Raw genomic sequence first — 22,495 nt, 5'->3', positions numbered from 1 at the left:
GGATCGTGGCTACGGGGTGCCTGAATCTAAGGGGCGGTCGTCGGGGCGATGCGCCCCGCCACCAGGTCCGCCAGCGCGGCGCCCGCGTCGGCGAGCGCGCGTGCGTCGTGCAGCGCGCGCTCGTCGAGCCGCGGCACGCGCACCACCGGCACGGGAGCGACGAGCGCCGCGAGCGCGTCGGGGTTCGTGCGCTCGGCCACGCCGCCGTCGTCGGCCGCGTCGACGAGCGCCACGGCGCGCACGACGAGGCCGCGGCGCGTCGCCTCGCGCACCGTGAGCAGCGTGTGGTTCAACACGCCGAGTCGGTTCGCCGCGACGACGATCACGTCGAGCGCCCATCGCGACACGAGGTCGGCGAACGACAGCTCGCGCGTGAACGGCACGAGCAGGCCGCCGGCGCCCTCCACCACCACGACGTCGCGCACGCGTCCGACCTGCGCCAGCGCGACGTCGAGCGTCGCGATGTCGAGCGGCCGGCCGGCGCGCTCCGCAGCGAGCCACGGAGCGAGCGGCTCCTCGAACGTGTGCGGGCAGACGAGCGCCAGCGGATCCGTCTCGCCGGCCGCCCACCGCAGCCGCTCGGCGTCGGTGCTCCCGTCGCGCGCGGCGACACCGGTCTCCACCGGCTTCATGACGCCCACCGCGAGCCCGCGCGCCCGCAGCGCGGCGACGAGCGCGCACGCCGTCACCGTCTTGCCGACGCCCGTGTCGGTGCCCGTCACCGCGAGGCGGACGACGCGGCTCACGGGCGCGGCTGGTCGAGGAAGCGCGCGACGACGTCGTACGCGTGCGCGAGGTCGTCGTCGCTCGTGCAGTACGGCGGGAGCAGGTAGCAGGTGTCGCCTAACGGCCGCAGGAGCACGCCGTCCGCGAGGGCGAAGGCGCCGAGCGCGCGCCCGACTCCGGCGAGGTAGCCGCGCTCGGGGCTCGCGATCTCGAACGCCGCGATCGTGCCCGTCAGGCGCGTGCCGGACACGCGCGGGTGCGCGGCGAGCGCCGCGAGGCCACGCCGGTGCGCCGCCTCGATGCGCGCGCGCGCCGCGGTGCACGCCGGCGCCTCGAGCAGCGCGAGGCTCGCGAGCGCGGCGGCGCAGGCGATCGGGTTCGCCGTGTACGAGTGTCCGTGGAACAGCGTGCGCCGTCGGTCGTCGCTCAGGAACGTGTCGAACAGCGCGTCGGTGGCGAGCGTCGCGCCCAACGGCAGGAAGCCCCCGGTGATCCCCTTCGACACGCACATGAGATCCGGCGTCACGCCCGCGCGCTCGCACGCGAACAGCGGTCCCGTGCGCCCGAAGCCCGTCATCACCTCGTCGGCGATGAGCGGTATCGCGCTCGCGCGGCATCGTTCCGCGATCGCGCGCAGCGTCGCCTCATCCCACATCCGCATGCCGCCGGCGCCGAGCACCAGCGGCTCCACGATGACGGCGGCGAGCTCGCGGCCGCGGGTCCCTAACAGCGCGTCGAGCGCGTCGATCGTCGCCGCGCCTCCCTCGCTCGGATCGGGGAGGCGCGCGACGTCGAACAGCATGGGATCGAACGACGCCGTGTACACCGAGCGCGCGCTCACGCTCATCGCGCCGAACGTGTCGCCGTGGTACGCGTTCTCCAGCGCGGCGACGAGGCGGCGCGGCTCGCCGCGGTTCTCCCAGTACTGCAGCGCCATCTTCACCGCGACCTCCACCGCCGTCGAGCCGTCGTCGGAGAGGAAGACGCGGCGAAGGCCCGCCGGCGCGACGCGCGCGAGCTCCGTGCACAGACGCACCGCCGGCTCGTGCGTGCACCCGGCGAAGATCACCTGCTCCAGCGTGCGCGCCTGCTGCCCGATCGCGTCGGCGATCTCCGGCGTCGCGTGCCCGTGCAGCGTGACCCACCAGCTCGAGATGGCGTCGAGGATGCGGCGCCCGTCGGTCGTGTAGAGGTACGCGCCCTCGGCGCGCGCCACCGGGATCGGCGTCGGCGCGCCGCGGTGCTGCGTGTACGGGTGCCACACGTGCCGCGCGTCGAGCGCGAGCAGCGCGTCGGTCTCCATCACGCCGGCACCGGATCGGCGTTAGGCACGCCCGGCACCGCGGCGAGCGCCTCCAGCAGCGCGTCGATCTGCTCCGGCGTGTGCGCGGCGCTCACGCTGAGCCTCAGGCGCGCGCTCCCGGGCGGCACCGACGGCGGCCGGATCGCGCCGACCGCGAAGCCGTCGGCGAGCAGCCGCGCGCCGGCGTCCACCGTGCGCGTCGGGTCGCCCAACAGCACCGGCACCACGTGTCCGTCCGCCTCGCCCGGCGCCGGCCGGCCGAGGGCCGCGAGCCCGGCGCGCAGTCGGCGTGCGTTGTCGCGCAGCCGGTCGCGCCGCCATGGCTCGTCGCGCGCGATCGCGAGGGCGCGCAGCGTCGCCGCGGCCACCGCCGGCGGGCTGCCCGTCGTGAACACGAACGACCGCGCGCGGTGCAGCAGCAGGTCGCACAGCGCCGCCGACCCGGCGACGAACGCGCCCGCCGTGCCGAACGCCTTGCCTAACGTGCCGACCGTCACGTCGATCGCGCCGTCGACGCCGAAGTGCGACGCGGTCCCGCGACCGCCGGTGCCCAACACGCCGCTCGCGTGCGCGTCGTCCACCACCGTGTACGCGCCGTGCGCACGCGCGAGGGACACCAGTCGGTCGAGCGGGAACAGGTCGCCGTCCATCGAGTACACGCCCTCCACGACGATCCACCGCCGGCGGAAGCGCGCCCCGCCCGCGTCGGCGCGCAGCATCGCGTCGAGCGCGTCGACGTCGCCATGCGGGAACACGCGCACCGCGGCGCGCGACAGCCGGCAGCCGTCGACGATCGACGCGTGGTTCAACGCGTCGGAGTAGATCGCATCGTCGCGCCCGGCGAGGGCGGGGAGCACGCCGACGTTCGCCGCGAAGCCGCTCGCGAACAGCAGCGCGCGCTCCGTCCCCTTCAGCGCCGCGATCGCCGACTCGAGCCGCTCGTGCAGCGGGTCGTCGCCGGTGACGAGCCGCGCCGCGCCGGCGCCCACCCCGACGTCGTCGAGCGCGTCGCGCAGCGCGCCGGCGAGCCGCGGGTCGGCGGCGAGGCCGAGGTAGTCGTTCGACGCGAAGTCCACGACCTCACGGTCGTCCACGAGCAGCGTGGCTCCCTCGCGCCGACGCATCGGGCGCAGGGTGCGGCGGAGCGCCGCGCGGTCGATGGCGGCCAGCTCGTCGCGCAGCAGGGCGTCGAGCGGTCGGGCGGTGGGGTCGGGCGAGGACGGCACGCGCGGAAGGTAACGACGGGCAAACCCTGCGGCCGGCTCCCCCGTCGAATCCCTGGTCCCGACGACCTCGTACGTCCCGGCGAACCCCCTTTCGACCGCCCGTCGGGCTTCCCCCATCCCGCGCCCCATGTCCACGCTGCCCCGCGCCCGCACGCTCCTCCGCGCCGCCGTCGTCGGCGGCGCCACGATCGCCACCGCGGCCGTCGCCGGGGCACAGGGTGGCGAGCGCCACGCGCTCCGCGGCGCGGCCGCCGTCTGGAACCTCGTCGGCACCGTGCGCGTCGTCGCCGGCTCGGGGAGCGACGTCACCGTCGACGTCGTCCGCCGCGGCCGCGACGCCTCGAAGCTCCGCGTGGAGGCCGGCGACTTCCGGGGCACGAGCGCCGTGCGGGTGATCTACCCGGACGACGACATCGTGTACCCCGACCTCCCGCGCGGCTCGCGCATGCGCACGCGCGTGCGGAGCGACGGCACGTGGGGCGGCGGCAACTACGGCGCGTTCGGATCCGGCGACACCCAGATCCGCAGCTCCGGCAGTGGCACCGAGGCGTGGGCCGACGTGACCGTCGCGGTGCCGAGCGGCGGCAAGGTGGCCGTGCACCTCGCGGCGGGCGAGGCGACCGTCACGAACGTGAACGGCGACCTCGATCTCGACGTCGACGCGGCGTCGGTGACGGCGGACGGCACCCGCGGGCGGCTCGCCGTCGACGCGGGCTCGGGGCGCGTGCGCGTCAGCAACGCGCAGGGCGACGTGGACCTCGACCTCGGCTCCGGCCCCGTCGAGCTGCGCGACGTGAGCGCCACCCGGCTCAAGGTCGACGGCGGATCCGGCAGCCTGACCGGCGCCAACCTCAGCGCGTCCTCGATCGACCTCGACCTCGGCTCGGGCTCGGCGCGGCTGTCGAACGTCACGTCGAAGGACGTGAAGATCGACAACGGCAGCGGCTCGGTCGACCTCGATCTCGCGTCCGACATCGACGCCGTGCGCATCGACACCGGCTCCGGCTCGATCACGCTCCGCATCCCGGCCACGCTCGGCGCCCAGGTCGACATCGACTCCGGCAGCGGCGGCATCGAGAGCGACGTCCCGATCCAGGTGACCCGCAAGGAGAGCGACCACCTCCGCGGCCAGATCGGCGACGGCCGCGGCCGCATCGTGATCGACGGCGGGTCGGGCGGGGTGCGCATACTGAAGCACTAGGGCAGGAGGGCAGGAGGGCAGGAGGGCAGGAGCGCAGGAGGGCACGAGAGAATCGGAATCTCTCGTGCCCTCCTGCGCTCCTGCCCTCCTGCCCTCGCTGGCGCGCGAAGCGCGCTCAGCGCGCTCAGCGCGAGTAGCGCTTCTTGAACTTGTCGACGCGACCCTGCGTGTCCACCAGGCGCTGCTCGCCGGTGAAGAACGGGTGCGACATGTTCGTGATCTCGAGCGGGACGACCGGGTACTCGTTGCCGTCGCTCAGGCGGATCTTCTGCTCGCTGGTCATCGTCGACCGGGTCACGATCAGCTGCCCGTTCGAGAGGTCCTTGAAGACCACCGGGTGGTACTGGGGGTGGATGTCGTTCTTCATCGCGTCTTTGGCGTGGTGGAGTCCGTCGCATGGGGCCGATCCCGACCGGCCCCGGAGTCGCGCCAACGGCGCGGAACTACTGAAGCTACACGGGCTTGGGCGGGAATCCAACCCGTCGGGACTCGGGACTCGGGACTCGGGACTCGGGACTCGGGACTCGGGAACTACTCCCCCACGAGTCCCGAGTCCCGAGTCCCGAGTCCCGACTCCCCGTTCAGCTCCAGTGTCCACTCCACCGGGATCTTCGGGTCGAGCGAGTCGCGCACCGAGCAGTACTTCGTGACGGCGAGCTCGATCGCCCGCTCGGCGTGTACCCGCTCGATCTTCTCGCCGGTGATGCGGTAGACGAGTCGAGCGTGCACCAGGCGGCGCGGTGCGAAGCCGCCTTCGTGGCGCTCGCCGACCACTTCGACGGAGAGCGACTCCACCGGCGTCCGCCGCTTCGCGAGGATGTCGACCACGTCCACCGCGGTGCAGCTGCCGAGGGCGATGAGCATCGCGTCCACCGGGCCGGGGCCCGTCTTCGCGTCGGCGTCGATGCGCACCGTCGGGCCGCCGGTCGCGCGGCCGGCGTCGAACCGGTGCTCGCCGGCCCAGTTCACGGTCACGCGATTCGGTGGGCGCGTCATCGCGGCGCCCCCTTCTCGATCGGTGCGCGCACCGCGTTGCCCCATTCGGTCCAGCTCCCGTCGTAGTTGCGCACGCGGTCGAATCCCAGGAGGTACGTGAGCACGAACCAGGTGTGGCTCGACCGCTCGCCGATGCGGCAGTAGGTGACGACGTCGTCCGAGCGCTTCAGCCCCTGCTCCTGCTCGTAGATCGCGCGCAGCTCGTCGGCCGACTTGAACGACCCGTCGGCGTTCGCGGCGCGGGCCCACGGCACCGAGCGCGCGCCGGGGATGTGGCCGCCGCGCAGCGTGCCTTCCTGCGGGTAGTCGGGCATGTGCGTCCGCTCGCCGCTGAACTCCTGCGGTGAGCGCACGTCGACGAGCGGCTTGCGCGCCTGCATGTGGCCGCGCACGTCGTCCATGAACGCGCGGATCGCGGCGTCGCTCCGCTCGGGGGCCTCGTAGGTCGTCGGCGCGTACGACGGCCGGTCGGTGACGAGCGGCCGTCCCTCCTGCTCCCACTTCGTGCGGCCGCCGTCCATCACGCGCGCGTCGGGAAAGCCGAACAGCTTCAGCACCCAGAACGCGTACGTCGCCCACCAGTTGTTCTTGTCGCCGTAGAGCACCACGGTGTGCGAGGCGTCGATGCCGCGCGCGCGGAGCACGGTCTGGAACTGCGCGCGGTCGACGTAGTCGCGCACCGTCGCGTCGTTGAGGTCCTCGTGCCAGTCGAGCTTCTGTGCGCCGGGGACGTGGCCGAGGTCGTAGAGCAGCACGTCCTCGTCGCACTCGAGGATGCGCACCGTCGAGTCCTGCAGGTGGTCGGCGACCCACTGCGTCGAGACGAGCACCTCGGGGTGCGCGTAGCCCTTCGCGGCGATCGTCGGGTCTCGGTCTTCGGGCATGGTCGAGAGGTGAGGGTACGGTACAGCGGTAAGATAGTCGGGCGGGGGAGCCCCCGACCCGTTATGTTCCGGCCATGCCCGTCACCGTCTCCCTCGGTCGCGAAGCGGTGCTGCACGCGGTCGTGAGCGGCGGCGGCGCGATGCTGCTCGCGTACGCGTGGTTCGTGTGGGCGACCGACCGCGCATCGGCGCCGCAGGTGCGCGGGCTCGCCGCGGCGGGCGCCGGGTTCCTCATGAGCGCCGCGGCGTCCGTCTACCTCCGCGAGCGCCCGATCGCCGGGCCCGTGGTCTCGCTCGCCGGGTGTGCGCTCGTGATCTCCGGCATGCGCATGCTGCTCCGCGACCGGCTCGAGCGTCAGGCGGCCGAGCGCCGCCGGGGCACGGGCGAGTAGCTCCCTCGGAGCGGCCGATCCCGCCGGTGCCGTCGCCGACGCCGGAGATGGAGCGCTACACCCGCCACGTGCTCGTCTGCACGGGCGGGTTCTGCTCCCCCGACCGCCGCGGGCGCGAGATCTACGCGGAGCTCGCGCGCCTGCTCCAGCGCGAGGGGTTGCTGTTCGGCCCCACCCGCGTGAAGCGCGGCGAGACCCCGTGCCTCGGCGTCTGCACCGGCGGCCCGATCGTCGTCGTGTACCCGGAAGGCGTCTGGTACTGGAGCGTGACGCCGAAGCTGCTCGAGCGCATCGTCGTCGAGCACCTCAAGCACGGCCGCGTCGTCGAGGACGCCGTCTTCCACAGACTGCCGTAGCTGCGTGGCGGCGTGACGGTCGTACACGCAGCCACGCAGCCACGCAGCCACGTTAGGCGGCCATCGCCGTTAGGCGCGCCACCCGCTCCGCCGTCGGCGGGTGCGTCGAGAACAGCTTCGCGATGCCGCCGCCGGCGAAGGCGAGCGGGTTCACCTGCGCGAGCGGCGCGACCGCCGGCGACACCTGCATCGGGATCCGGTGCGCGCCGAGCTCCAGCTTCTGCAGCGCGTTCGCGAGCGACAGCGGGCGGCCGCTGATCTCGGCGCCCACCGCGTCCGCCTTGAACTCGCGCTGACGGCTGATCGCGAACTGGATCAGCATCGCCGCGATCGGCGCGAGCAGCATCGTGAGCAGCCCCGCGATCGGGTGCGACTCGCCGTCCTCGTCGCGCGCGCCCCCGAACAGGAAGCCGAACTGCGCGAGGTTCGCCACCGCGCCCGCCATCGTCGCGGCGATGGTCTGCAGCAGCATGTCGCGGTTCTTGATGTGCGCCAGCTCGTGCGCGATCACGCCTTCCAGCTCGTCGCGCGACACGAGGCGCACGATCCCCTCCGTCACGCACACCACCGCGTGCTCGGGATCGCGTCCCGTCGCGAACGCGTTCGGCTGCGCGTGCGGCGCGATCGCGACCGTCGGCATCGGCAGCCCGGCGCGCTGGCGCAGGCGGTCGACCATCGCGTACAGCTCCGGCGCCTCGCTCGCCCCGACGACCCGCGCGCCGTACGCGCGCAGCACCATCGACGACGAGCCGTAGTAGGCCACGAAGTTCATGACCGCGCTGAGCGCGAGCGCGATCGCCGCGCCGGTGGACCCGCCGATCGCGCCGCCGATCGCGACGACGAGCGCCGAGAGACCGGCCATCAGCACGAACACCTTCACGTTGTTCACCGCATCCTCCCTGAGCCGTGGCCGTTCCGGACGCACGAAAGGCGAGCCCCTCGCGCGCCGGATCCGTTCCGGTGCACGAGAGTCTCGCCTGATCGAATCCTCGACCCCGCCGGACCGCGCCGCGCGCCCACTCACTGGCGCTCGGCGGTCTTGACGACCCGGCAGCGCGGGCCCTGCGCCCGCGTGGCTACTCCCTCTCCGAGCGAATGATACCCCGGCGCGCGCCGCAGGTTCAGGGGGGGCGCTTCGACGGGCGGCCCGCCTCCCGCTCGCGGATTTCCTCCTCCACGGCGCGCAGGTGGCGCGGCCAGACGTGGCGGGCGAGGCGGAAGAAGTGCGCGCGCGCGTCGGGCTCGTCGGCGAGGAAGTGGGCGAGGTGGCGGTGTCCTTTACGCGTGTTGCACCCCCCACAGGCGGTCACTACGTTTCCGGCCGAGTTGTCGCCGCCCCGGGCGCGCGGCTGCACGTGATCGACGCTCAGCGCCTCGGCGGGGAAGACCTCGCCACAGTACACGCAGCGGTACGCGTCGCGCGCGAAGATCTCGGCCCGCTTCACCGGACGTCCGCGCCCCTCGACCCGTCGTTTCCCGGTCCGTCGCTCTCCGGTGTCGCCGTGCCCAACCCGCTCGATCCCCGCCGCTTCCTGCTCGACACCGCCAAGCGGCTGTTCGACGACGAGGTGATGGGCACCGCCGCGGATGCGCCGCCGCGACTCACCGGCCAGGCCCTGCAATCACTCCACTCCCTGCGCATGTCCCGCTCCCGCGACAAGATCCTGGAGAACCTCGACGAGATGTATCGCGAGGCGTTCGAGCGCGCTCAGACGACGGGCGACAGCTCGCAGATGGCCACGCTCGACTTCGCGTACCGCCGCGAGCAGCTCTACTTCGAGATCCTGCTCGACATCCGCGACGCGATGGAGCGGAGATAGGACGCATCCGCTCCCGTGCCTTGCCATCATCGTCGTACCGCACTCGATGGAGATGATGGTAACGCAATGGAAATGATGCGTCCGGTTCTCGCCTCGCTCCTCGCCCTCGCGACCATGACGAGCATGGCCCCCGCGCAGGAGCCCGTGTCGCTCGCCGTCGTCAACGCGCGCGTGTGGACGGGCGACCCGCGCCGTCCGTGGGCCGACGCGCTCGCCGTGCGCGGAGAGCGCCTCGCCGCGGTGGGGTCGAGCGCCGAGGTGCGCAAGCTCGCCGGCAGCGCGGCGCGCGTCGTGGATGCGAAGGGCGCGCTGGTCGTCCCGGGCTTCATCGACGCGCACGTGCACTTCATCGACGGCGGCTTCCGGCTCTCGTCGGTGCAGCTCCGCGACGCGGCCACGCCGGCGGAGCTCACGAAGCGCATCGCGGCGTTCGCCGCCACGGTGCCGCCGGGAGAGTGGATCACTGGCGGCGACTGGGACCACGAGCGGTGGGGCGGGGAGCTGCCGCAGCGCGCCTGGATCGACTCGGTGACCCCCGACCGCCCGGTGTGGGTGAGCCGTCTCGACGGGCACATGGCGCTCGCGAACGGCGCCGCGCTGCGCGCCGCCGGCGTCACGCGCGACACGCCCGACCCGCCGGGCGGCACGATCGTGCGCGACGCGGCGGGCGAGCCGACGGGCGTGCTGAAGGACAACGCGCAGGATCTCGTATGGCGCGTCGTGAAGGAGCCGTCGGACGCGCTGAAGGACCGCGCGCTCGACGCGGCGATGGCGTACGTCGCGTCGCACGGCGTGACCGCGGTGCACAACATGGGGTCGTGGGACGACCTCGCGACGTTCGAGCGCGCGCACGCCGCGGGCCGCCTGCGCACGCGCATCTACGCGGCGGTGCCGTTAGGCACGTGGGAGCGGCTGCGCGACACGGTGGCGGCGCGCGGGCGCGGCGACGCGTGGCTCCGCATCGGCGCGCTGAAGGGATTCGTCGACGGGTCGCTCGGCTCGCACACCGCGGCGATGCTCGAGCCGTTCACCGACGCGCCGACCGACCGCGGGCTGCTCGTCACGCCGCCCGAGAGCCTGTACGCGTGGACGAAGGGCGCCGACGCGGCGGGACTGCACGTCATCGTGCACGCGATCGGCGACCGCGCCATCCGCACGCAGCTCGACGTCTTCGAGCGCGTGGAGAAGGAGAACGGCCCGCGCGATCGGCGCTTCCGCATCGAGCACGCGCAGCACCTGTCGGCGCCCGACGTGCCGCGGTTCAGGCAGCTCGGCGTGATCGCGAGCATGCAGCCGTACCACGCGATCGACGACGGGCGATGGGCCGACCGCGTGATAGGCCCCGAGCGGGCGCGGCTCACCTACGCGTTCCGGTCGCTGCGCGACGCCGGCGCGACGCTCGCGTTCGGGAGCGACTGGTTCGTCGCGCCGCCGACGCCGCTGGAGGGGATCTACGCCGCGGTCACGCGCCGCACGCTCGACGACAAGCACCCCGGCGGCTGGGTGCCGGAGCAGAAGATCGGCGTCGAGGATGCGCTGCGCGCGTACACCGCGGGCTCGGCGTACGCGGGCTTCGCCGAGGGCGACCTCGGGCGGCTGGAGCGTGGGCGGCTCGCCGACTTCGTGGTCGTGGACCGCGACCTCACGCGCGTGCCGCCGGAGACGATCCGCGATGCCCAGGTGCTGATGACGATCGTCGGCGGGCGGGTGGTGTACGAGCGGGCGAGCGATTCCGCCGTGCGCAAGGACCGCCCATGAGACGCATCCTCCTGACGTTAGGCACCCTCGCCGTCGCCGGCTGCTCGACGACGCGCTCCGGCGCGGACAGCTCGGCCGCCGCGCCGGACAGCGCGGTCGCCACGCCGCCCGCCACGGCGGCGCCTGCTCCGGTACCTCCCGCCGCCGCGACGCCGGACACCGCCGCGCGCGACACCGCGCCGCACGCACCGCAGACCCAGGTGCCCGCGGGGCGGCCCGCGCCGTCGGACTCGCCGTCCCGGCCGCGGCTCACGCCGCGCCCGCCGCGTCCCGTGCCGCACCGCATGCCGCCGCAGGACGCCTCGGCGCAGCCGGGGAACCAGGCGAGCGACCAGGCGGCGATCGACCGGCTGATGCGCGAGGCGAAGGCGCTCGCCCACGTCACCGGCTGCACCGCCGCCGACCAGTGCACCGTGCTGCCCCTCGGCGCGAAGGCGTGCGGTGGGCCGGCGGACTACGTCGTCTACTGCCCGCGCAGCACCGACGTCGCCGCGCTGAAGGCCAAGGCCGCGGAGCTCGAGCGCGCGCAGAAGGCGTTCAACGCGAAGTACGAGATCATGTCGACGTGCGAGCTGCGGCAGCCGCCGCGCCCGTCGCTGGTCGGCGGCTCGTGCCGCGCGGCCTACGTCGGCGACGCCCCCGTGGTCCCCGCCGTTCCGCGGTGAGCCGCGACTCTCTCGATCCCCCGACCATGCCGCTCTCCACCCTTCCGTCGTACGCGACGCGCCCGGCGACGGGCGAGTACCTGCCGTACTACCAGAAGTACATCGACCAGGTGCCGGAGGGCGATCTGCTCGCGGCGCTCGAGTCGCAGCTCGAGACGACGGTCGCGCTGCTCGACCGCTTCGGCGAGTCCGGGGGCGGGCTGCGCTACGCGCCGGGCAAGTGGAGCGTGAAGGAGGTCGTCGGCCACCTCGCCGACGCGGAGCGGGTGTTCGCGTACCGCGCGCTCTGCGCGGCGCGCGGCGAGCCGGCGTCGCTCCCGGCGTTCGACGAGAACGCCTACGTCGTGGAGGGCGGCTTCGACGCGCGCGCGCTGAACAGCCTGATGGGCGAGCTCACCGCCGTGCGGCGCGCCACGCTGGCGCTGTTCCACAACCTCGACGAGGCGCGGCTCGCTCGACGGGTGACGGCGAACAACGCTCCGATCACCGCGCGGGCGTTAGGCTGGATCATCGCGGGGCACGAGCTGCACCACGCGATGCTGCTCCGCGAGCGGTACTTGCCGCTGGTCGTCTAGCGCCCGTCGTCCAGCAGGTGCCGCCCCTCGCGCACGTCGCGCGCACCGGCGGCCACACCGGTGCCGATGGCGAGGGCGAACGCGACGGCGGTGCCGACGCTCAGGCCGGGGATGAGCGCGACGACGACCGCGCCCAGCACGAGCGCGCCGATCCCCGCGAGCCAGGGCGCCGAGGTGCGCTGCGCGGCGTCGACGAACCGCAGCCGGTCGCGCACGAAGCGGCGGCTCAGTCGGAAGCCGACGAAGGCGATGGCGAGGGCGATGAGGATGGAGAGCATAAGCAGCATGGCGCACGCGGGAGAGGGTCCTGCCCCCCTTACGCTACACCGGCGGCGAACGTTTCGCGTGGGGGCGGCGCTCCTGCTCGCCGCGGCGACGGCGTGCGCCCCGCACCGCGGCACCGTTCCCGAGCCGGGGCGGTTCTACGCCGGGCGGACGTACGGCTCCGAGGCCGAGTTCAACCCGTTCACCGAGATCGTGAACGAGGGCTTCGACATGCTGCGCACCGACTTCGCCGACCGGCGCATCCTGCGCTTTCCGTACGACGTGGCGCTCGGCAACGTGGCGCGCTCGCTCGCCCGGCCGGACCGCGCGTGGAAGCGCTTCGGGCTGCACTACGTCGTGCGCGGCGAGCTGCTGCCGCTCTCCCTCTCCGCCGGCGGGGGCGGGCAGTGGCTGCCGAACTACGAGTTCCACCTGCTCGGCAGCGGCATGATCTCGGCGCGCATGACGGAGTGGTACGCGTGGCACGGCGCGTCCCATCCGGCGCTGCTCTCCGGCGTCACGATGATGAGCGCGCATCTGCTGAACGAGATGATCGAGAACGGCGACTCGCGGCTGCCTAACGAGGACGCGGTCACCGATCTCTACGTGTTCGACGTCGGCGGCATCCTGCTCTTCCGGTCGGCGCGCGTACAGCGGCTGTTCTCGGACCGGCTCGAGCTCACGAACTGGCCCGGCCAGCCGTCCTTCGACTTCGCCCGGCGCACGATCGAGAACGCGGGACAGCAGTACGTGCTGCGGGTGCCGCTGCCGCGCACGCGCCGCGCGCGGCTGTTCTACGCGTTCGGCGTCTCCACCCTCGGCGGCGTGTCGATCGGCCGGCGCGGCGGCACGAGCGTGTCGATCGCCGCCGGCGCGGACGCGGTCGACAATCCCGTGATCGACCCGGCGACCGGACGGCGCACCGTCGTGCTGCGCCCGAACGCCGGCGTGTTCGTGGACCGCGGCGGGTCGCTGCTCGTCTCGCTCGTGCGCACGAGCCAGTCGGACGCGCTGCTCGCGGCGAACGTGTACCCGGGCGTCGTGCGCGTCGGCGGCGTGTCGCCGGGACTGTTCGCGCAGGCGCTGCGTGGAGGCGGCGTGCGGCTCGGGCTCGCCGCGCCGCTCGGCGTCGGGATCGCGACGGCGGCGCGCTGACGGCCGGGCGCGTGATCGGCGCGCCACGGGGACCGCGTATGGATCCGGCTGAGGAGCCGAAGCGGCGCGCCCGGACGGGGGGCGAGAACGCTTGCCTGAATTGGGGTGACCCCTACTTTGGCTCCAGTCGTAGGTAGCCGCCGCCTGTTTCCCGCCGTTTGCGTCCCGCTCGAGGAGGACCCACCATGCGCATTCGATCGTTCCCGCCTCTGCTCGTTCCCGCCGCCCTCGTGCTCGCCGCGTCGGCCGCCGGCGCCCAGCAGGGTGTCACGTTCACGTACGAGATGCACAGCTCGGCCGCGCGCGACGCACGCGCGCAGGGCGGCACCGTGCCCTACATGGCGATGACCGTCCGCGCCGCCGGCTCCAACATGCGCGTGGAGTTCCGCCAGGGCGCCGAGGGGATGCCGATGATGAAGCCGGGCGGCTACATGCTGATCCGCGGCGCCGACAAGACCTTCGCCATCGTCGATCCGACCCAGAAGGTCGCGATCACCATGAGCGGCGAGGGCTTCGGGAGCGGCGAGCGGATGGGGATGGGCTACGGCAGGGCGACGAACAACTCCGTCGTGAAGGTCTCGCAGAAGGACGCGAAGTTCGACTGGGACGACCTCGGCTCGGGGGACAAGATCCTCGGCATCCCGACGCGCCACGTCCGCGTCCACTCCAGCGGCACGTCGGAGGTGAAGGTCCTCGGCAGGACGCAGACGTCGACCGACGAGGGCACCGCCGAGATGTGGATCGCCACCCGCCTGCCGGGCGTCGACGCCGAGGCGCTGCGCGCGTGGTCCAACTCGTTCGGCCGCGGCCTCGCCCGCACGAACCCCGGCCTCGCCACGTCGCCGCGCGCCGCCGACTTCGAGCGCCAGTTCGGCGAGGGGATGCCGTTGCGCACGATCGTCTACGCGACCGGCACCGACGAGAAGGGCCGCGTGCGCACGGACACCGCGCGCATGGAGATCACGGAGCTGAAGAGCGGGAAGCTCGACGCGTCGCTGTTCGAGATCCCGAAGGACTACCAGGTGACCGACATGCGCCAGGTCGGCGCCTCGCTCGACTCGGCGATGAAGGCGAACGGGCTCGACACGCTCAACGCGGGCAAGGTGGTGAAGGACGCCGCGAAGGACGCGGCCAAGGACGCGGGGAAGGACGCCGCGGTGGACGCGATCAAGGGCAAGCTGGGCGGCTTCCTCAAGCGGAAGAAGCCGTGATGCCGGCGCGCCTGACGATCCTCACGGGCGCGGCGCTCCTGACGTCGCTCGCCGCGGCGTCCGCAAGCGCGCAGCGAGCCGACCCGACGCAGCGCCCGATCCGCATCGGCATCGGTGGCGGCGTGTCGATGCCGGTCGGCGACTTCAAGAACGGCGGCGACGCCACGGCCATCAAGCGCGACTTCAAGCAGGGCGTGGCCGGGCAGGGGTACGTGGAGTTCCGCGCGCCCGGCACGCCGTTAGGCTTCCGCGCCGCGGTGAGCTACAACCGCTTCGGCGCGGGCCAGGTGCAGTTCTCGCGCATCGGCACCGGCGGCACCACGACGACGACCACGACGAGCGACGGCTACAGCCAGATCCTCGGCGGGCTCGCGAACCTCACGCTGCAGCTCCCGACGGGCCCCATCCGCCCGTACGTGCTCGCCGGCGTGGGCGCGTTCAACCTGAAGAACACCGCGAACGTCACCGTGACGCCGGCCGGCACCGTCACCGCGGCCGCCGAGCAGTCGACGACCGACTTCGGCATCAACGGCGGCGCGGGCCTGCTGCTCAAGCTCGGCGGCATCGAGGCGTTCGCCGAGGCGCGACTGTCGAACGTGTACACGAAGGCCGACAAGTTCGCGAACCTGAAGACCGTGCAGTACGTGCCGATCACGTTCGGCCTGTCGTTCTGAACTGAGAGGGCAGGAGGGCAGGAGCGCAGGAGGGCAGGAGAGCCACAAGGACTCCTGCCCTCCTGCGCTCCTGCCCTCCTGCCCTAGAACTTCACGATCTCCTCGTACGCGCGCCGGAACGTCTCCTGCTGCGGCAGGATCGCGTCCTCGAGGCTCGGCGCGTAGCCGACGAACGTGTCGGTGCTCGCCACGCGCTTCACCGGCGCGTCGAGCCACGCGAAGCAGTCGTCGGCGATGCGCGCCGCGATCTCGGCGCCGTAGCCCCACGACAGCGAGTCCTCGTACGCGACGATCGCGCGCGACGTCTTCTTGACGCTCGCGTAGACCGCCTCCTGGTCCCACGGGCTGAGCGTGCGGAGGTCGATCACCTCGACGTCGGGCCCGCCCGCCTCCGCGGCCTGGTTCGCGGCGGCGAGCGCGCGCTGTACCGTCGCGCCGTAGGTGATCACCGTCGCATCGGTCCCCTCGCGCACCACGCGCGCCTTGCCGAACGGGATCATGAAGTTCGGCCCCGGATACCGTCCCTTGTTGTACGTCTGACGGTACAGGTGCTTGTGCTCGAGGAAGATCACCGGGTCGTCGCAGCGGATCGCGGTGCGCAGCAGCCCCGCCGCGTCGACGGCGCCGCTCGGGCAGACGACGCGCAGTCCCGGGCAGTGCGTGAACAGCGACGCGCCCGTCTGCGAGTGGTAGATCGCGCCGCGGATGTAGCCGCCGTACGTCGTCCGCACGACCAGCGGCGAGGCGAACATGTCGTTCGACCGCCACCGCATCGTCGCGAGCTCGTCGCGCAGCTGCATGTACGCGGTCCAGATGTAATCGAAGAACTGGATCTCGACGACCGGCTTGAACCCGCGCTGCGCGAGCCCGATCGCGCGGCCGACGATGTTCGCCTCCGCGAGCGGCGAGTTGTACACGCGCGCCGAGCCGAACTCCGTCTGCAGGCCGTGCGTCGCCTTGAAGACGCCGCCCTTGCCCTTCACCTTGCCGATGTACTCCTCGCGCGACACGTCGGCGACGTCCTCGCCGAAGACGACGATGCGCTCGTTGCGCCGCATCTCGTCCTTCATCACGGTGTTGATCTGCTCGATCATCGTCGTGTCGCCGCCGGAGAACTGCGGGTCGTCCTCGGTGTCGAACTGCTCGCCGGTGGGGTCGACGTCGGGCGAGTAGACGGCGTAGTACACGGTGCTCGGATCGGGCTGCGACTGCTCGAGCGCGTCGTCGGTCGCCGCGAGCACCTCGGCGTCCACGCTCTCCTGGATCTCGGCGAGGTCGCGCTCCGTCGCATGGCCCTCGGCGAGAAGCCACGCGGGGAGCGTCGTGAGCGGGTCGCGCGCGGCCTCGGCGTCGCGCTCCTCGGCCGGCCGGTACAGCGTCTCGTCGTCGGACAGCGAGTGCGAGTACGGCCGGATGACCTTCGCGTGCACGAGCGCGGGGCCCTTGCGCTCGCGCGCGTGGCGCACGGCGCGCCACAGCGCCTCGTAGCTCGCGATCACGTCGCAGCCGTCGACGCGCTCGACGTGCAGATCGGGGAAGCTCGACACGAGGTCGGAGATGGAGCCGCCCGCGGTGTTCACCTCGACCGGCACCGAGATGGCGTAGCCGTTGTCCTCCACGAGGTAGACGGCGGGGAGCTTCAGGTTGCTCGCCGTGTTCAGCGACTCCCAGAACTCGCCCTGGCTCGTCGTGCCGTCGCCGGTGGAGATGAACACCACCTCGTCGTCGTGGAAGCCGTCGGTGAGGCCTAACAGCTTCGCGCGCAGCGATCCCTCGGCCGCGCCGACGCCCTGCAGGAACTGCGTGCCGGTCGGCGACGACGTCGTGACGATGTTGAGATCCTTGCGCCCCCAGTGGCTCGGCATCTGCCGCCCGCCGGAGTTGGGATCGGTCGCGGCGCCCACCGCGGAGTAGAGCATCTCGGCGGCCGTCATGCCGAGCGCGAGGCAGAGCGCGCGGTCGCGGTAGTACGTGTAGAACCAGTCGTAGCCGCCGCGGAACACGAACCCCGCGGCGACCAGCACCGCCTCGTGGCCGGCTCCCGAGATCTGGAAGAAGATCCGGTTCTGCCGCTTGAGCTGGATCTCCTTGTCGTCGAGGCGGCGCGACAGGAGCATCGTGCGGTATGCGGCGAGGAGCTGCTCGCGCGTGAGCGCCGGGGCGCCCGCTGGGGCCGGGGCGGCCTTGTCGCTCTTGCGCGTGGGGCGGGTCTGGGTAGCCATGGCCGAAAGATAAGGGGCCCGCGGAGGCCCCGGGTAGCGACGCCGCGGAGCGCGTCCGCCCCGCGGGCAAACGCTGGCGTCGCTCGCGCTGTCGGACCTCCGTCGACGACACCGATCCCGAGGCCGCCCATGCTCCACGTCGCGCCGCTGCTCGCCCTCCTCGCCCTCGCCGAGCGTCAGCCGACGCCGAGCTGCACCGCGCAGCTCGCGTGGACCACCGCCTTCGCGGCGCGCAACTACGCCGGCTTCGACGACAAGGTCACCGCCGCCCGACGACCGGCGTACGACGCGCTGCTCGACACGCTGCGCGCATCGTCGGCGCGGGCGGCGACGTCGGCCGACTGCGACGCGGTGCTCCGCCGCTGGACCGCGTTCTTCGGCGACGGACACCTCGGGTTCACGCGCCGCGCCGCCGCACCCGCGTCGCCGGCCGCGTCGCCGAGCGACGACGAGGTGCGCGCACGGTACGCGTCGTGGGAGCAGCGCGCCCTCGACGAGCCGACGGCGCGCGCCCGGCTCACCGCGTCCGGCGCGCGGCGCGACGCGGCGGAGGGAGTGTGGGAGTCGCTCGACGGTCGCTATCGCGTGGCCGCGCTGCGCGACGCGACGAGCGGCGACGTGGTGATGACGGTCCTCGCCGCCGACTCGGTGTGGTGGATGCCGGGGCAGGTGAAGGCGCGGCTCGCGCGCGACACGGGCGGCGTGTACGCGGCGCGCTTCTACATGCGCGACCACTCGGAGCAGCGATGGACGGCACGCGTCGTCGGGAACGTGCTCACGTTCTCCGGCGGCGGGACGTGGGTGCGCCGCTGGCCGGTGGGCGCGGGCGATCGCACGCCGGAGCAGCTCCGCGCGTCGCTCAACACGCGCTTCGCCGCGCGCGAGCTGTGGCCGGGCACGGTGCTCGTGCAGATCCCGACGTTCAACGATCCCCGCGGCATCGACTCGCTGTTCGCCGCGGAGGGCGCGCGGATCCGCGCGGCGGAGCGGCTCGTCGTCGACGTGCGCGGCAACGGCGGCGGCTCGGACTACAACTATCGCGAGCTGCTGCCGCTGGTGTACACCGGCCCGATCAAGGTCGTCGGCATGATGGCGCTCGCGACCGACGACAACATCCGCGCGAACGAGGCGCTCGCCGCCGACACCACGTTCCCCGAGGGGCAGCGCGCGGGGCTGCGGGCGAACGTCGCACGAATGAAAGCGAGCCGCGGCGGATGGTGGATCGGCAACGACGGCGAGACGACGTTCGACTCCGTGCGTACGCTGCCGCGCCGCGTGGCGATCCTCGTCGACCGGGGCTGCGCCAGCTCGTGCGAGCAGTTCCTGCTCGCCGCGCGGCAGAGCGCCAAGGTGACGCTCTACGGCGAGCGCAGCGCGGGGATCCTCGACTACGCGAACGTGCGCCGCGCGGAGATGCCGGGCGGGGATCTCGTGCTGAACTACCCGACGACGAAGTCGAAGCGCGTGGCCGCGGGGCAGGGGATCGACGGCGTGGGGATCGCGCCGCAGGTGCGGATCCCGGTGGCGGAGTGGGAGGCGATCGAGTGGGTCAGACGGGAGATCGAGCGCGGCCGACCCTGAGGCGGGGCGCTCCGTGGACGGCTCCACGTACGTGTTCTTGGAGGACTGAAGAAGGACTGAAGGAGGACCAACAACTCTGTTGGTGTTCTCCTTCTTCAGTCCTCCTTCAGTCCTTCTTCAGTCCCGCGACCACACGTACGTGGAGCCGTCCGAGGCGGAGCCGAGCGGGCCCGCTTGCGCGCGCGCGCGCGCGGCGCGAAAGACTCCGCCGATCCTCTCCTCTCCGACGCATGCCCAAGCGACTCGCTTTCCTCTCGTTCCTCGTCGCCGCCTCGGCTGCCGCGCAGCCCGCGCCGTTCGGCGGCAAGACCGCCGGCTACGAGCGGCTCGACGGCTTTCTCCCCGTCTACACCGACGCGCGCACGGGCAAGCTGCTGCTCGAGCTCCCGGCCGACTCCATGCGCGCGCTGCTCACCACCGCGCTCGCCACGGGCCTCGGATCGAACCCGGTGGGGCTCGATCGCGGCGCGAGCGGCGACAGCTACGTCGTGCGCTTCGACCGCAACGGCGAGCGCGTGCTCGTCGTGCTGGAGAACTGGAACTACCGCTCGTCCGACACGGCGAACGCCGCGCACCAGCGTAGCGTCGCCGAAGCGTTCCCGTCGAGCACGATCGCGTCGCTGCCGCTGTTAGGCACCGAGGGGGGCCGGCTGCTCGTCGATGCCACGGACCTGTTCGTGCGCGACTGGATGGACGTCTCGCGCACGCTCGAGCGCACGCAGCAGGGGAGCTACTCGGTGGCGCGCGACCGCTCGGGGATCAACCGCGCGCTCACGCGCAACTTCCCGACGAACACCGAGGTCGACGTCGCGCTCACGTTCGCGACCGGCGGACGCCCGGGCGGCATCGTGAGCGCGGTGGTGCCCGACGGCTCGGCGTTCACGCTGCGCGAGCACGTCTCGCTGCTGCCGCTCCGAACGGGCTACCGGCCGCGCGAGTCCGACCCGCGCGTCGGCTACTTCGGCATCTCGTTCCGCGACTACGCGCAGCCGATCCAGCGCCCGCTCGTGCAGGAGTGGATCGCGCGCCATCGGCTCGAGCGCGTGAACCCGAACGATCCCAACAGCCCGATCAAGAACCCGATCGTCTACTACGTCGATCCCGGCATCCCGGAGCCGATCCGGACGGCGACGATGCAGGGCGTGAAGTGGTGGGAGCAGGTGTTCGCGCAGGCCGGCCTCGCCGGCGGCTTCCGCGTCGAGTGGCTGCCGGCGGGCGTCGACCCGATGGACGCGCGCTACAACGTGGTGCAGTGGGAGAACCGCAACGAGCGTGGCTGGTCGGTCGGCGGCTCCATCGTCGATCCGCGCACGGGCGAGATCCTGAAGGGGATGGCGCGCCTCGACTCGCACCGCGCGCGCACCGACTACAACCTCTACGCGGGGCTCAAGGGGGCCGACGCCGCGGCGGCCGACACGGCGTTCGTGCTCGCGCGCGTGCGGCAGGTGAGCGCGCACGAGACGGGGCACACGTTAGGCCTGTCGCACAACTACATCGCGTCGACGTACGAGCGCGCATCGGTGATGGACTACCCGCCGCCCCGGGTCACCGTCGACGGCCGCGGCGACATCGACATCTCCGCCGCGTACGCGCCGGGGCCCGGGCCGTACGACGTGTGGGCGATCCGCTGGGGCTACGGCATCTTCCCGCCCGCGCAGGAGCAGGATTCGCTGCGCGCGATCGTGGCCGAGGGGCTCCGGAAGGGATACCTGTACCTGAGCGACATCGACGCGCGCCCGGACTACGCGAGCGACCCGCGCACCGTGCTGTGGGACGATGCGGCGACCGCGGAGGAGTTCTTCCGGCGCGAGCAGGCGGTGCGGCGCGTGGCGATGGCGCGGTTCGGCGAGCGCGCGGTGCGACCGGGCGATCCGCTCGCGCTGCTGCAGGAGCGGTTCGCGCCCGTGTACTTCATGCACCGCTTCGCGATCAACGCGCTGTCGCGCGCGCTCGGCGGCATGGAGTACGCGAACGCGGTGCGCGGCGACGCGCAGCAGGCCACGCGGCCGATCGATGCGGCGCGTCAGCGTGCGGCGCTCGGCATGCTCGCCGCCGCGCTCGCCCCGTCGGAGCTGAACATCCCCGACACGGTGCGCACGCTGCTCGGGCCCAACGCGAACGCGGTGACGCCCGACGTGGAGCTGTTCCGCACGCGCACGCGCCCCACGTTCGACGCGCTCGGCGCCGCGCGCACGCTCGCGCAGATGATCGTCGATGCGACCCTTCAACGCGAGCGCGCGGCGCGCCTCGTCCAGCAGCGCGTGTTCGACCCGCGGCAATTGTCGCTCGCCGAGACGATCGACGCGCTCGCGCGCGCCGTGCGGTGGCCGGGCACGAGCGCCGAATCGGAGCCGGAGCGGGACGCCGCGCTGCGCCGCGTGGCCCAGCGCGCGCTGTTCGATCGTCTGCTCACGCTCGCGTCGGACTCCGACGCGTCGCCCGAGGTGCGCGCGATGGCGGACCTCAAGATCGCCGCGCTCGGCGCGAGCGCGCGTCGCGCCGCGGACGGCGTGGGGCCGGTGGAGAGCCGCGCGCACTTCCTGCAGCTCGCCGGCGACGCCGACCGGTGGCTCACGCGGCGCGAGGTGCCGCATCCGTCGCCGGCGCTCGTCGCGCCGCCGGGAGATCCGTTCGGCGAGCCGTGACCTCGGCGGGAGGCAGGCGCGGCGGCGGACCGCCGCCGCGCTGGCCCGTCGAATGCACTTTTCCTTCCTCCGCACAGCTCAACCAGGCCGAGGACTCGCATGTCGAAGACACCCCCGCACTGTCCGTTCTGCGATCTCATCCACGGCGCGGCGGAGGTCTCCGTCTGCTACGAGGACGCCGACGCGCTCGCGTTCATGGACATCCAGCCGGTGAACGACGGGCACGTGCTGGTGGTGCCGCGCGAGCACTACGAGCGCCTCGAGGACGTGCCGCGCGACGTGGGGCGGCACCTCTACGACGTGACGCTCCAGCTCATCCCGGCGATCCAGCGCGTCACGGGGCTGCACGACCTGAACATCGTCGTCAACAGCGGCTCGGCCGCGGGGCAGGACGTGTTCCACTATCACATCCACATCATCCCGCGGCGCGCCGGCGACGGCTTCGACGTGCCGCTGCCGTTCGGCGGCTCGGAGATGCCGGACCGTCTGCGGCTCGAGGCGATCGCCGCGCGCATCATCGCCGACCTGCGCGATCCGATGCGCGAGTCGCTGCGCCCCGAGCCGCCGCGCCGCCGCGTCACCGACTCCGCCGGGGTTTGATGAGGCGGCGCTGCTCAATCGGCGCTGGTGAGGCGGCGCTGAACCTCCGGCGCTGAAAACGCGCGGGATCAGCGCCGGGTTCTCAGCGCCGCCCCATCGGCGCCGTAGTATTAGCGCCGCCGTATCAGGCCCCCTGCAACATCTGGCACGCCCGCTGCGTTAGTCACGGTAGGCAGCGTGACGACCCGACATCGGAGGACGCGGGATGGCGCAGCGGGGGAGACCGAGACGACCGACGAGC

23 protein-coding genes are annotated in these 22,495 nt (G+C 72.9%); 13 read left to right on the top strand and 10 right to left on the bottom strand.

Features of this window, described 5'->3' with window-relative positions; genetic code table 11:
* Window positions 1-26 precede the first annotated feature (26 nt).
* From bioD to bioF, 3 genes are read right to left on the bottom strand one after another with little or no spacing between them, the layout of a single operon-like run.
* Entirely contained in the window at window positions 27-746 is a 720-nt protein-coding gene (gene bioD, locus J421_RS22615; protein WP_025413458.1) for a dethiobiotin synthase, read from the bottom strand.
* Complete coding sequence (locus J421_RS22610) at window positions 743-2,029, bottom strand: adenosylmethionine--8-amino-7-oxononanoate transaminase (RefSeq protein WP_025413457.1); 1,287 nt, start codon at window positions 2,027-2,029, stop codon at window positions 743-745. Before J421_RS22610 ends, bioD begins: the two co-directional genes overlap by 4 nt.
* Window positions 2,029-3,255, bottom strand: coding sequence for an 8-amino-7-oxononanoate synthase (bioF, locus tag J421_RS22605; protein ID WP_025413456.1), 1,227 nt, complete (start codon window positions 3,253-3,255; stop codon window positions 2,029-2,031). Before bioF ends, J421_RS22610 begins: the two co-directional genes overlap by 1 nt.
* Window positions 3,256-3,382: 127 nt before the next feature.
* On the opposite strand from bioF, the gene J421_RS22600 reads away from it, so the two are divergent.
* Window positions 3,383-4,456, top strand: a complete 1,074-nt coding sequence (locus J421_RS22600) for a DUF4097 family beta strand repeat-containing protein (RefSeq protein WP_025413455.1) — start codon at window positions 3,383-3,385, stop codon at window positions 4,454-4,456.
* 124 nt (window positions 4,457-4,580) lie between these two features.
* Here the strand turns inward: J421_RS22600 and J421_RS22595 are convergent, their stop codons facing one another.
* The 3 genes from J421_RS22595 to J421_RS22585 form a co-directional block, all read right to left on the bottom strand.
* Window positions 4,581-4,823, bottom strand: a complete 243-nt coding sequence (locus J421_RS22595; protein WP_025413454.1) for a type B 50S ribosomal protein L31 — start codon at window positions 4,821-4,823, stop codon at window positions 4,581-4,583.
* A gap of 164 nt (window positions 4,824-4,987) precedes the next feature.
* Window positions 4,988-5,452 (bottom strand): OsmC family protein, encoded by a 465-nt coding sequence (locus tag J421_RS22590; protein WP_025413453.1) that lies wholly within the window; start codon window positions 5,450-5,452, stop codon window positions 4,988-4,990.
* On the bottom strand, window positions 5,449-6,336 hold the full coding sequence (locus tag J421_RS22585) for a sulfurtransferase (protein WP_025413452.1): 888 nt from the start codon (window positions 6,334-6,336) through the stop codon (window positions 5,449-5,451). Before J421_RS22585 ends, J421_RS22590 begins: the two co-directional genes overlap by 4 nt.
* Before the next feature lie 74 nt (window positions 6,337-6,410).
* Here J421_RS22585 and J421_RS22580 point away from each other — a divergent pair, with 74 nt between their 5' ends.
* Window positions 6,411-6,728, top strand: coding sequence for a hypothetical protein (locus J421_RS22580; protein WP_025413451.1), 318 nt, complete (start codon window positions 6,411-6,413; stop codon window positions 6,726-6,728).
* A gap of 26 nt (window positions 6,729-6,754) precedes the next feature.
* A complete protein-coding gene (locus J421_RS22575; RefSeq protein ID WP_025413450.1) occupies window positions 6,755-7,084 on the top strand; it encodes a (2Fe-2S) ferredoxin domain-containing protein in 330 nt (109 codons plus the stop codon).
* Window positions 7,085-7,136: 52 nt separating this feature from the next.
* Here J421_RS22575 and J421_RS22570 read toward each other — a convergent pair whose 3' ends face one another.
* Window positions 7,137-7,973 (bottom strand): zinc metalloprotease HtpX, encoded by an 837-nt coding sequence (locus tag J421_RS22570; RefSeq protein WP_025413449.1) that lies wholly within the window; start codon window positions 7,971-7,973, stop codon window positions 7,137-7,139.
* Window positions 7,974-8,205: 232 nt separating this feature from the next.
* Window positions 8,206-8,439: an HNH endonuclease gene (locus J421_RS34685; RefSeq protein WP_343123359.1), complete on the bottom strand. Its 234-nt coding sequence runs from the start codon at window positions 8,437-8,439 to the stop codon at window positions 8,206-8,208.
* A gap of 285 nt (window positions 8,440-8,724) precedes the next feature.
* Here J421_RS34685 and J421_RS34680 point away from each other — a divergent pair, with 285 nt between their 5' ends.
* The 4 genes from J421_RS34680 (at window position 8,725) to J421_RS22545 (ending at window position 11,902) form a co-directional block, all read left to right on the top strand.
* Window positions 8,725-8,904 carry a hypothetical protein gene (locus J421_RS34680; RefSeq protein ID WP_104022959.1) on the top strand — a complete coding sequence of 60 codons (180 nt, stop codon included), beginning with the start codon at window positions 8,725-8,727 and terminating at the stop codon, window positions 8,902-8,904.
* 114 nt (window positions 8,905-9,018) lie between these two features.
* Entirely contained in the window at window positions 9,019-10,662 is a 1,644-nt protein-coding gene (locus J421_RS22555; protein ID WP_025413446.1) for an amidohydrolase, read from the top strand.
* Window positions 10,659-11,327, top strand: coding sequence for a hypothetical protein (locus tag J421_RS22550; protein WP_025413445.1), 669 nt, complete (start codon window positions 10,659-10,661; stop codon window positions 11,325-11,327). The genes J421_RS22555 and J421_RS22550 overlap by 4 nt, the downstream gene beginning before the upstream one ends.
* Before the next feature lie 26 nt (window positions 11,328-11,353).
* Window positions 11,354-11,902: a DinB family protein gene (locus J421_RS22545; RefSeq protein ID WP_025413444.1), complete on the top strand. Its 549-nt coding sequence runs from the start codon at window positions 11,354-11,356 to the stop codon at window positions 11,900-11,902.
* Here the strand turns inward: J421_RS22545 and J421_RS22540 are convergent.
* A complete protein-coding gene (locus tag J421_RS22540) occupies window positions 11,899-12,189 on the bottom strand; it encodes a hypothetical protein (protein WP_148306472.1) in 291 nt (96 codons plus the stop codon). The genes J421_RS22545 and J421_RS22540 overlap by 4 nt on opposite strands.
* Window positions 12,190-12,247: 58 nt before the next feature.
* Between J421_RS22540 and J421_RS22535 the strand changes: the two genes are divergently transcribed.
* The 3 genes from J421_RS22535 to J421_RS22525 all read left to right on the top strand — a co-directional run bounded on the left by J421_RS22535 (window position 12,248) and on the right by J421_RS22525 (window position 15,206).
* The gene (locus J421_RS22535) at window positions 12,248-13,321 is read left to right on the top strand and encodes a hypothetical protein (protein ID WP_025413442.1); all 1,074 of its coding nucleotides are present in this window, start codon (window positions 12,248-12,250) and stop codon (window positions 13,319-13,321) included.
* Window positions 13,322-13,506: 185 nt separating this feature from the next.
* On the top strand, window positions 13,507-14,532 hold the full coding sequence (locus J421_RS22530) for a DUF4412 domain-containing protein (RefSeq protein WP_025413441.1): 1,026 nt from the start codon (window positions 13,507-13,509) through the stop codon (window positions 14,530-14,532).
* Window positions 14,532-15,206, top strand: a complete 675-nt coding sequence (locus tag J421_RS22525) for an outer membrane beta-barrel protein (RefSeq protein ID WP_025413440.1) — start codon at window positions 14,532-14,534, stop codon at window positions 15,204-15,206. The genes J421_RS22530 and J421_RS22525 overlap by 1 nt, the downstream gene beginning before the upstream one ends.
* An 83-nt stretch (window positions 15,207-15,289) precedes the next feature.
* Here J421_RS22525 and J421_RS22520 read toward each other — a convergent pair whose 3' ends face one another.
* Window positions 15,290-17,428 (bottom strand): alpha-ketoacid dehydrogenase subunit alpha/beta, encoded by a 2,139-nt coding sequence (locus J421_RS22520; protein WP_025413439.1) that lies wholly within the window; start codon window positions 17,426-17,428, stop codon window positions 15,290-15,292.
* 129 nt (window positions 17,429-17,557) lie between these two features.
* Here J421_RS22520 and J421_RS22515 point away from each other — a divergent pair, with 129 nt between their 5' ends.
* The 3 genes from J421_RS22515 (at window position 17,558) to J421_RS22505 (ending at window position 22,254) form a co-directional block, all read left to right on the top strand.
* Window positions 17,558-19,009: a S41 family peptidase gene (locus tag J421_RS22515; protein WP_025413438.1), complete on the top strand. Its 1,452-nt coding sequence runs from the start codon at window positions 17,558-17,560 to the stop codon at window positions 19,007-19,009.
* Window positions 19,010-19,239: 230 nt separating this feature from the next.
* Window positions 19,240-21,654 carry a zinc-dependent metalloprotease gene (locus J421_RS22510; RefSeq protein ID WP_025413437.1) on the top strand — a complete coding sequence of 805 codons (2,415 nt, stop codon included), beginning with the start codon at window positions 19,240-19,242 and terminating at the stop codon, window positions 21,652-21,654.
* Window positions 21,655-21,753: 99 nt separating this feature from the next.
* Window positions 21,754-22,254, top strand: a complete 501-nt coding sequence (locus tag J421_RS22505; protein ID WP_025413436.1) for an HIT family protein — start codon at window positions 21,754-21,756, stop codon at window positions 22,252-22,254.
* The last annotated feature ends 241 nt before the right edge of the window (window positions 22,255-22,495 follow it).

This window comes from Gemmatirosa kalamazoonensis (assembly GCF_000522985.1).
Taxonomy (GTDB): domain Bacteria; phylum Gemmatimonadota; class Gemmatimonadetes; order Gemmatimonadales; family Gemmatimonadaceae; genus Gemmatirosa; species Gemmatirosa kalamazoonensis.
This window is presented reverse-complemented; position numbering and strand designations above follow the sequence as displayed.

Coding starts and splice junctions, on each gene's coding strand:
- J421_RS22515 (WP_025413438.1), top strand. CDS start 17,558: ATGCTCCACGTCGCGCCGCTGCTCGCCCTCCTCGCCCTCGCCGAGCGT.
- J421_RS22520 (WP_025413439.1), bottom strand. CDS start 17,428: ATGGCTACCCAGACCCGCCCCACGCGCAAGAGCGACAAGGCCGCCCCG.
- J421_RS22525 (WP_025413440.1), top strand. CDS start 14,532: ATGCCGGCGCGCCTGACGATCCTCACGGGCGCGGCGCTCCTGACGTCG.
- J421_RS22600 (WP_025413455.1), top strand. CDS start 3,383: ATGTCCACGCTGCCCCGCGCCCGCACGCTCCTCCGCGCCGCCGTCGTC.
- J421_RS22540 (WP_148306472.1), bottom strand. CDS start 12,189: ATGCTGCTTATGCTCTCCATCCTCATCGCCCTCGCCATCGCCTTCGTC.
- J421_RS22530 (WP_025413441.1), top strand. CDS start 13,507: ATGCGCATTCGATCGTTCCCGCCTCTGCTCGTTCCCGCCGCCCTCGTG.
- J421_RS22555 (WP_025413446.1), top strand. CDS start 9,019: ATGACGAGCATGGCCCCCGCGCAGGAGCCCGTGTCGCTCGCCGTCGTC.
- J421_RS22585 (WP_025413452.1), bottom strand. CDS start 6,336: ATGCCCGAAGACCGAGACCCGACGATCGCCGCGAAGGGCTACGCGCAC.
- J421_RS22590 (WP_025413453.1), bottom strand. CDS start 5,452: ATGACGCGCCCACCGAATCGCGTGACCGTGAACTGGGCCGGCGAGCAC.
- J421_RS22505 (WP_025413436.1), top strand. CDS start 21,754: ATGTCGAAGACACCCCCGCACTGTCCGTTCTGCGATCTCATCCACGGC.
- J421_RS22545 (WP_025413444.1), top strand. CDS start 11,354: ATGCCGCTCTCCACCCTTCCGTCGTACGCGACGCGCCCGGCGACGGGC.
- J421_RS22510 (WP_025413437.1), top strand. CDS start 19,240: ATGCCCAAGCGACTCGCTTTCCTCTCGTTCCTCGTCGCCGCCTCGGCT.
- J421_RS22550 (WP_025413445.1), top strand. CDS start 10,659: ATGAGACGCATCCTCCTGACGTTAGGCACCCTCGCCGTCGCCGGCTGC.
- J421_RS34680 (WP_104022959.1), top strand. CDS start 8,725: ATGTCCCGCTCCCGCGACAAGATCCTGGAGAACCTCGACGAGATGTAT.
- J421_RS22610 (WP_025413457.1), bottom strand. CDS start 2,029: ATGGAGACCGACGCGCTGCTCGCGCTCGACGCGCGGCACGTGTGGCAC.
- J421_RS22580 (WP_025413451.1), top strand. CDS start 6,411: ATGCCCGTCACCGTCTCCCTCGGTCGCGAAGCGGTGCTGCACGCGGTC.
- J421_RS22595 (WP_025413454.1), bottom strand. CDS start 4,823: ATGAAGAACGACATCCACCCCCAGTACCACCCGGTGGTCTTCAAGGAC.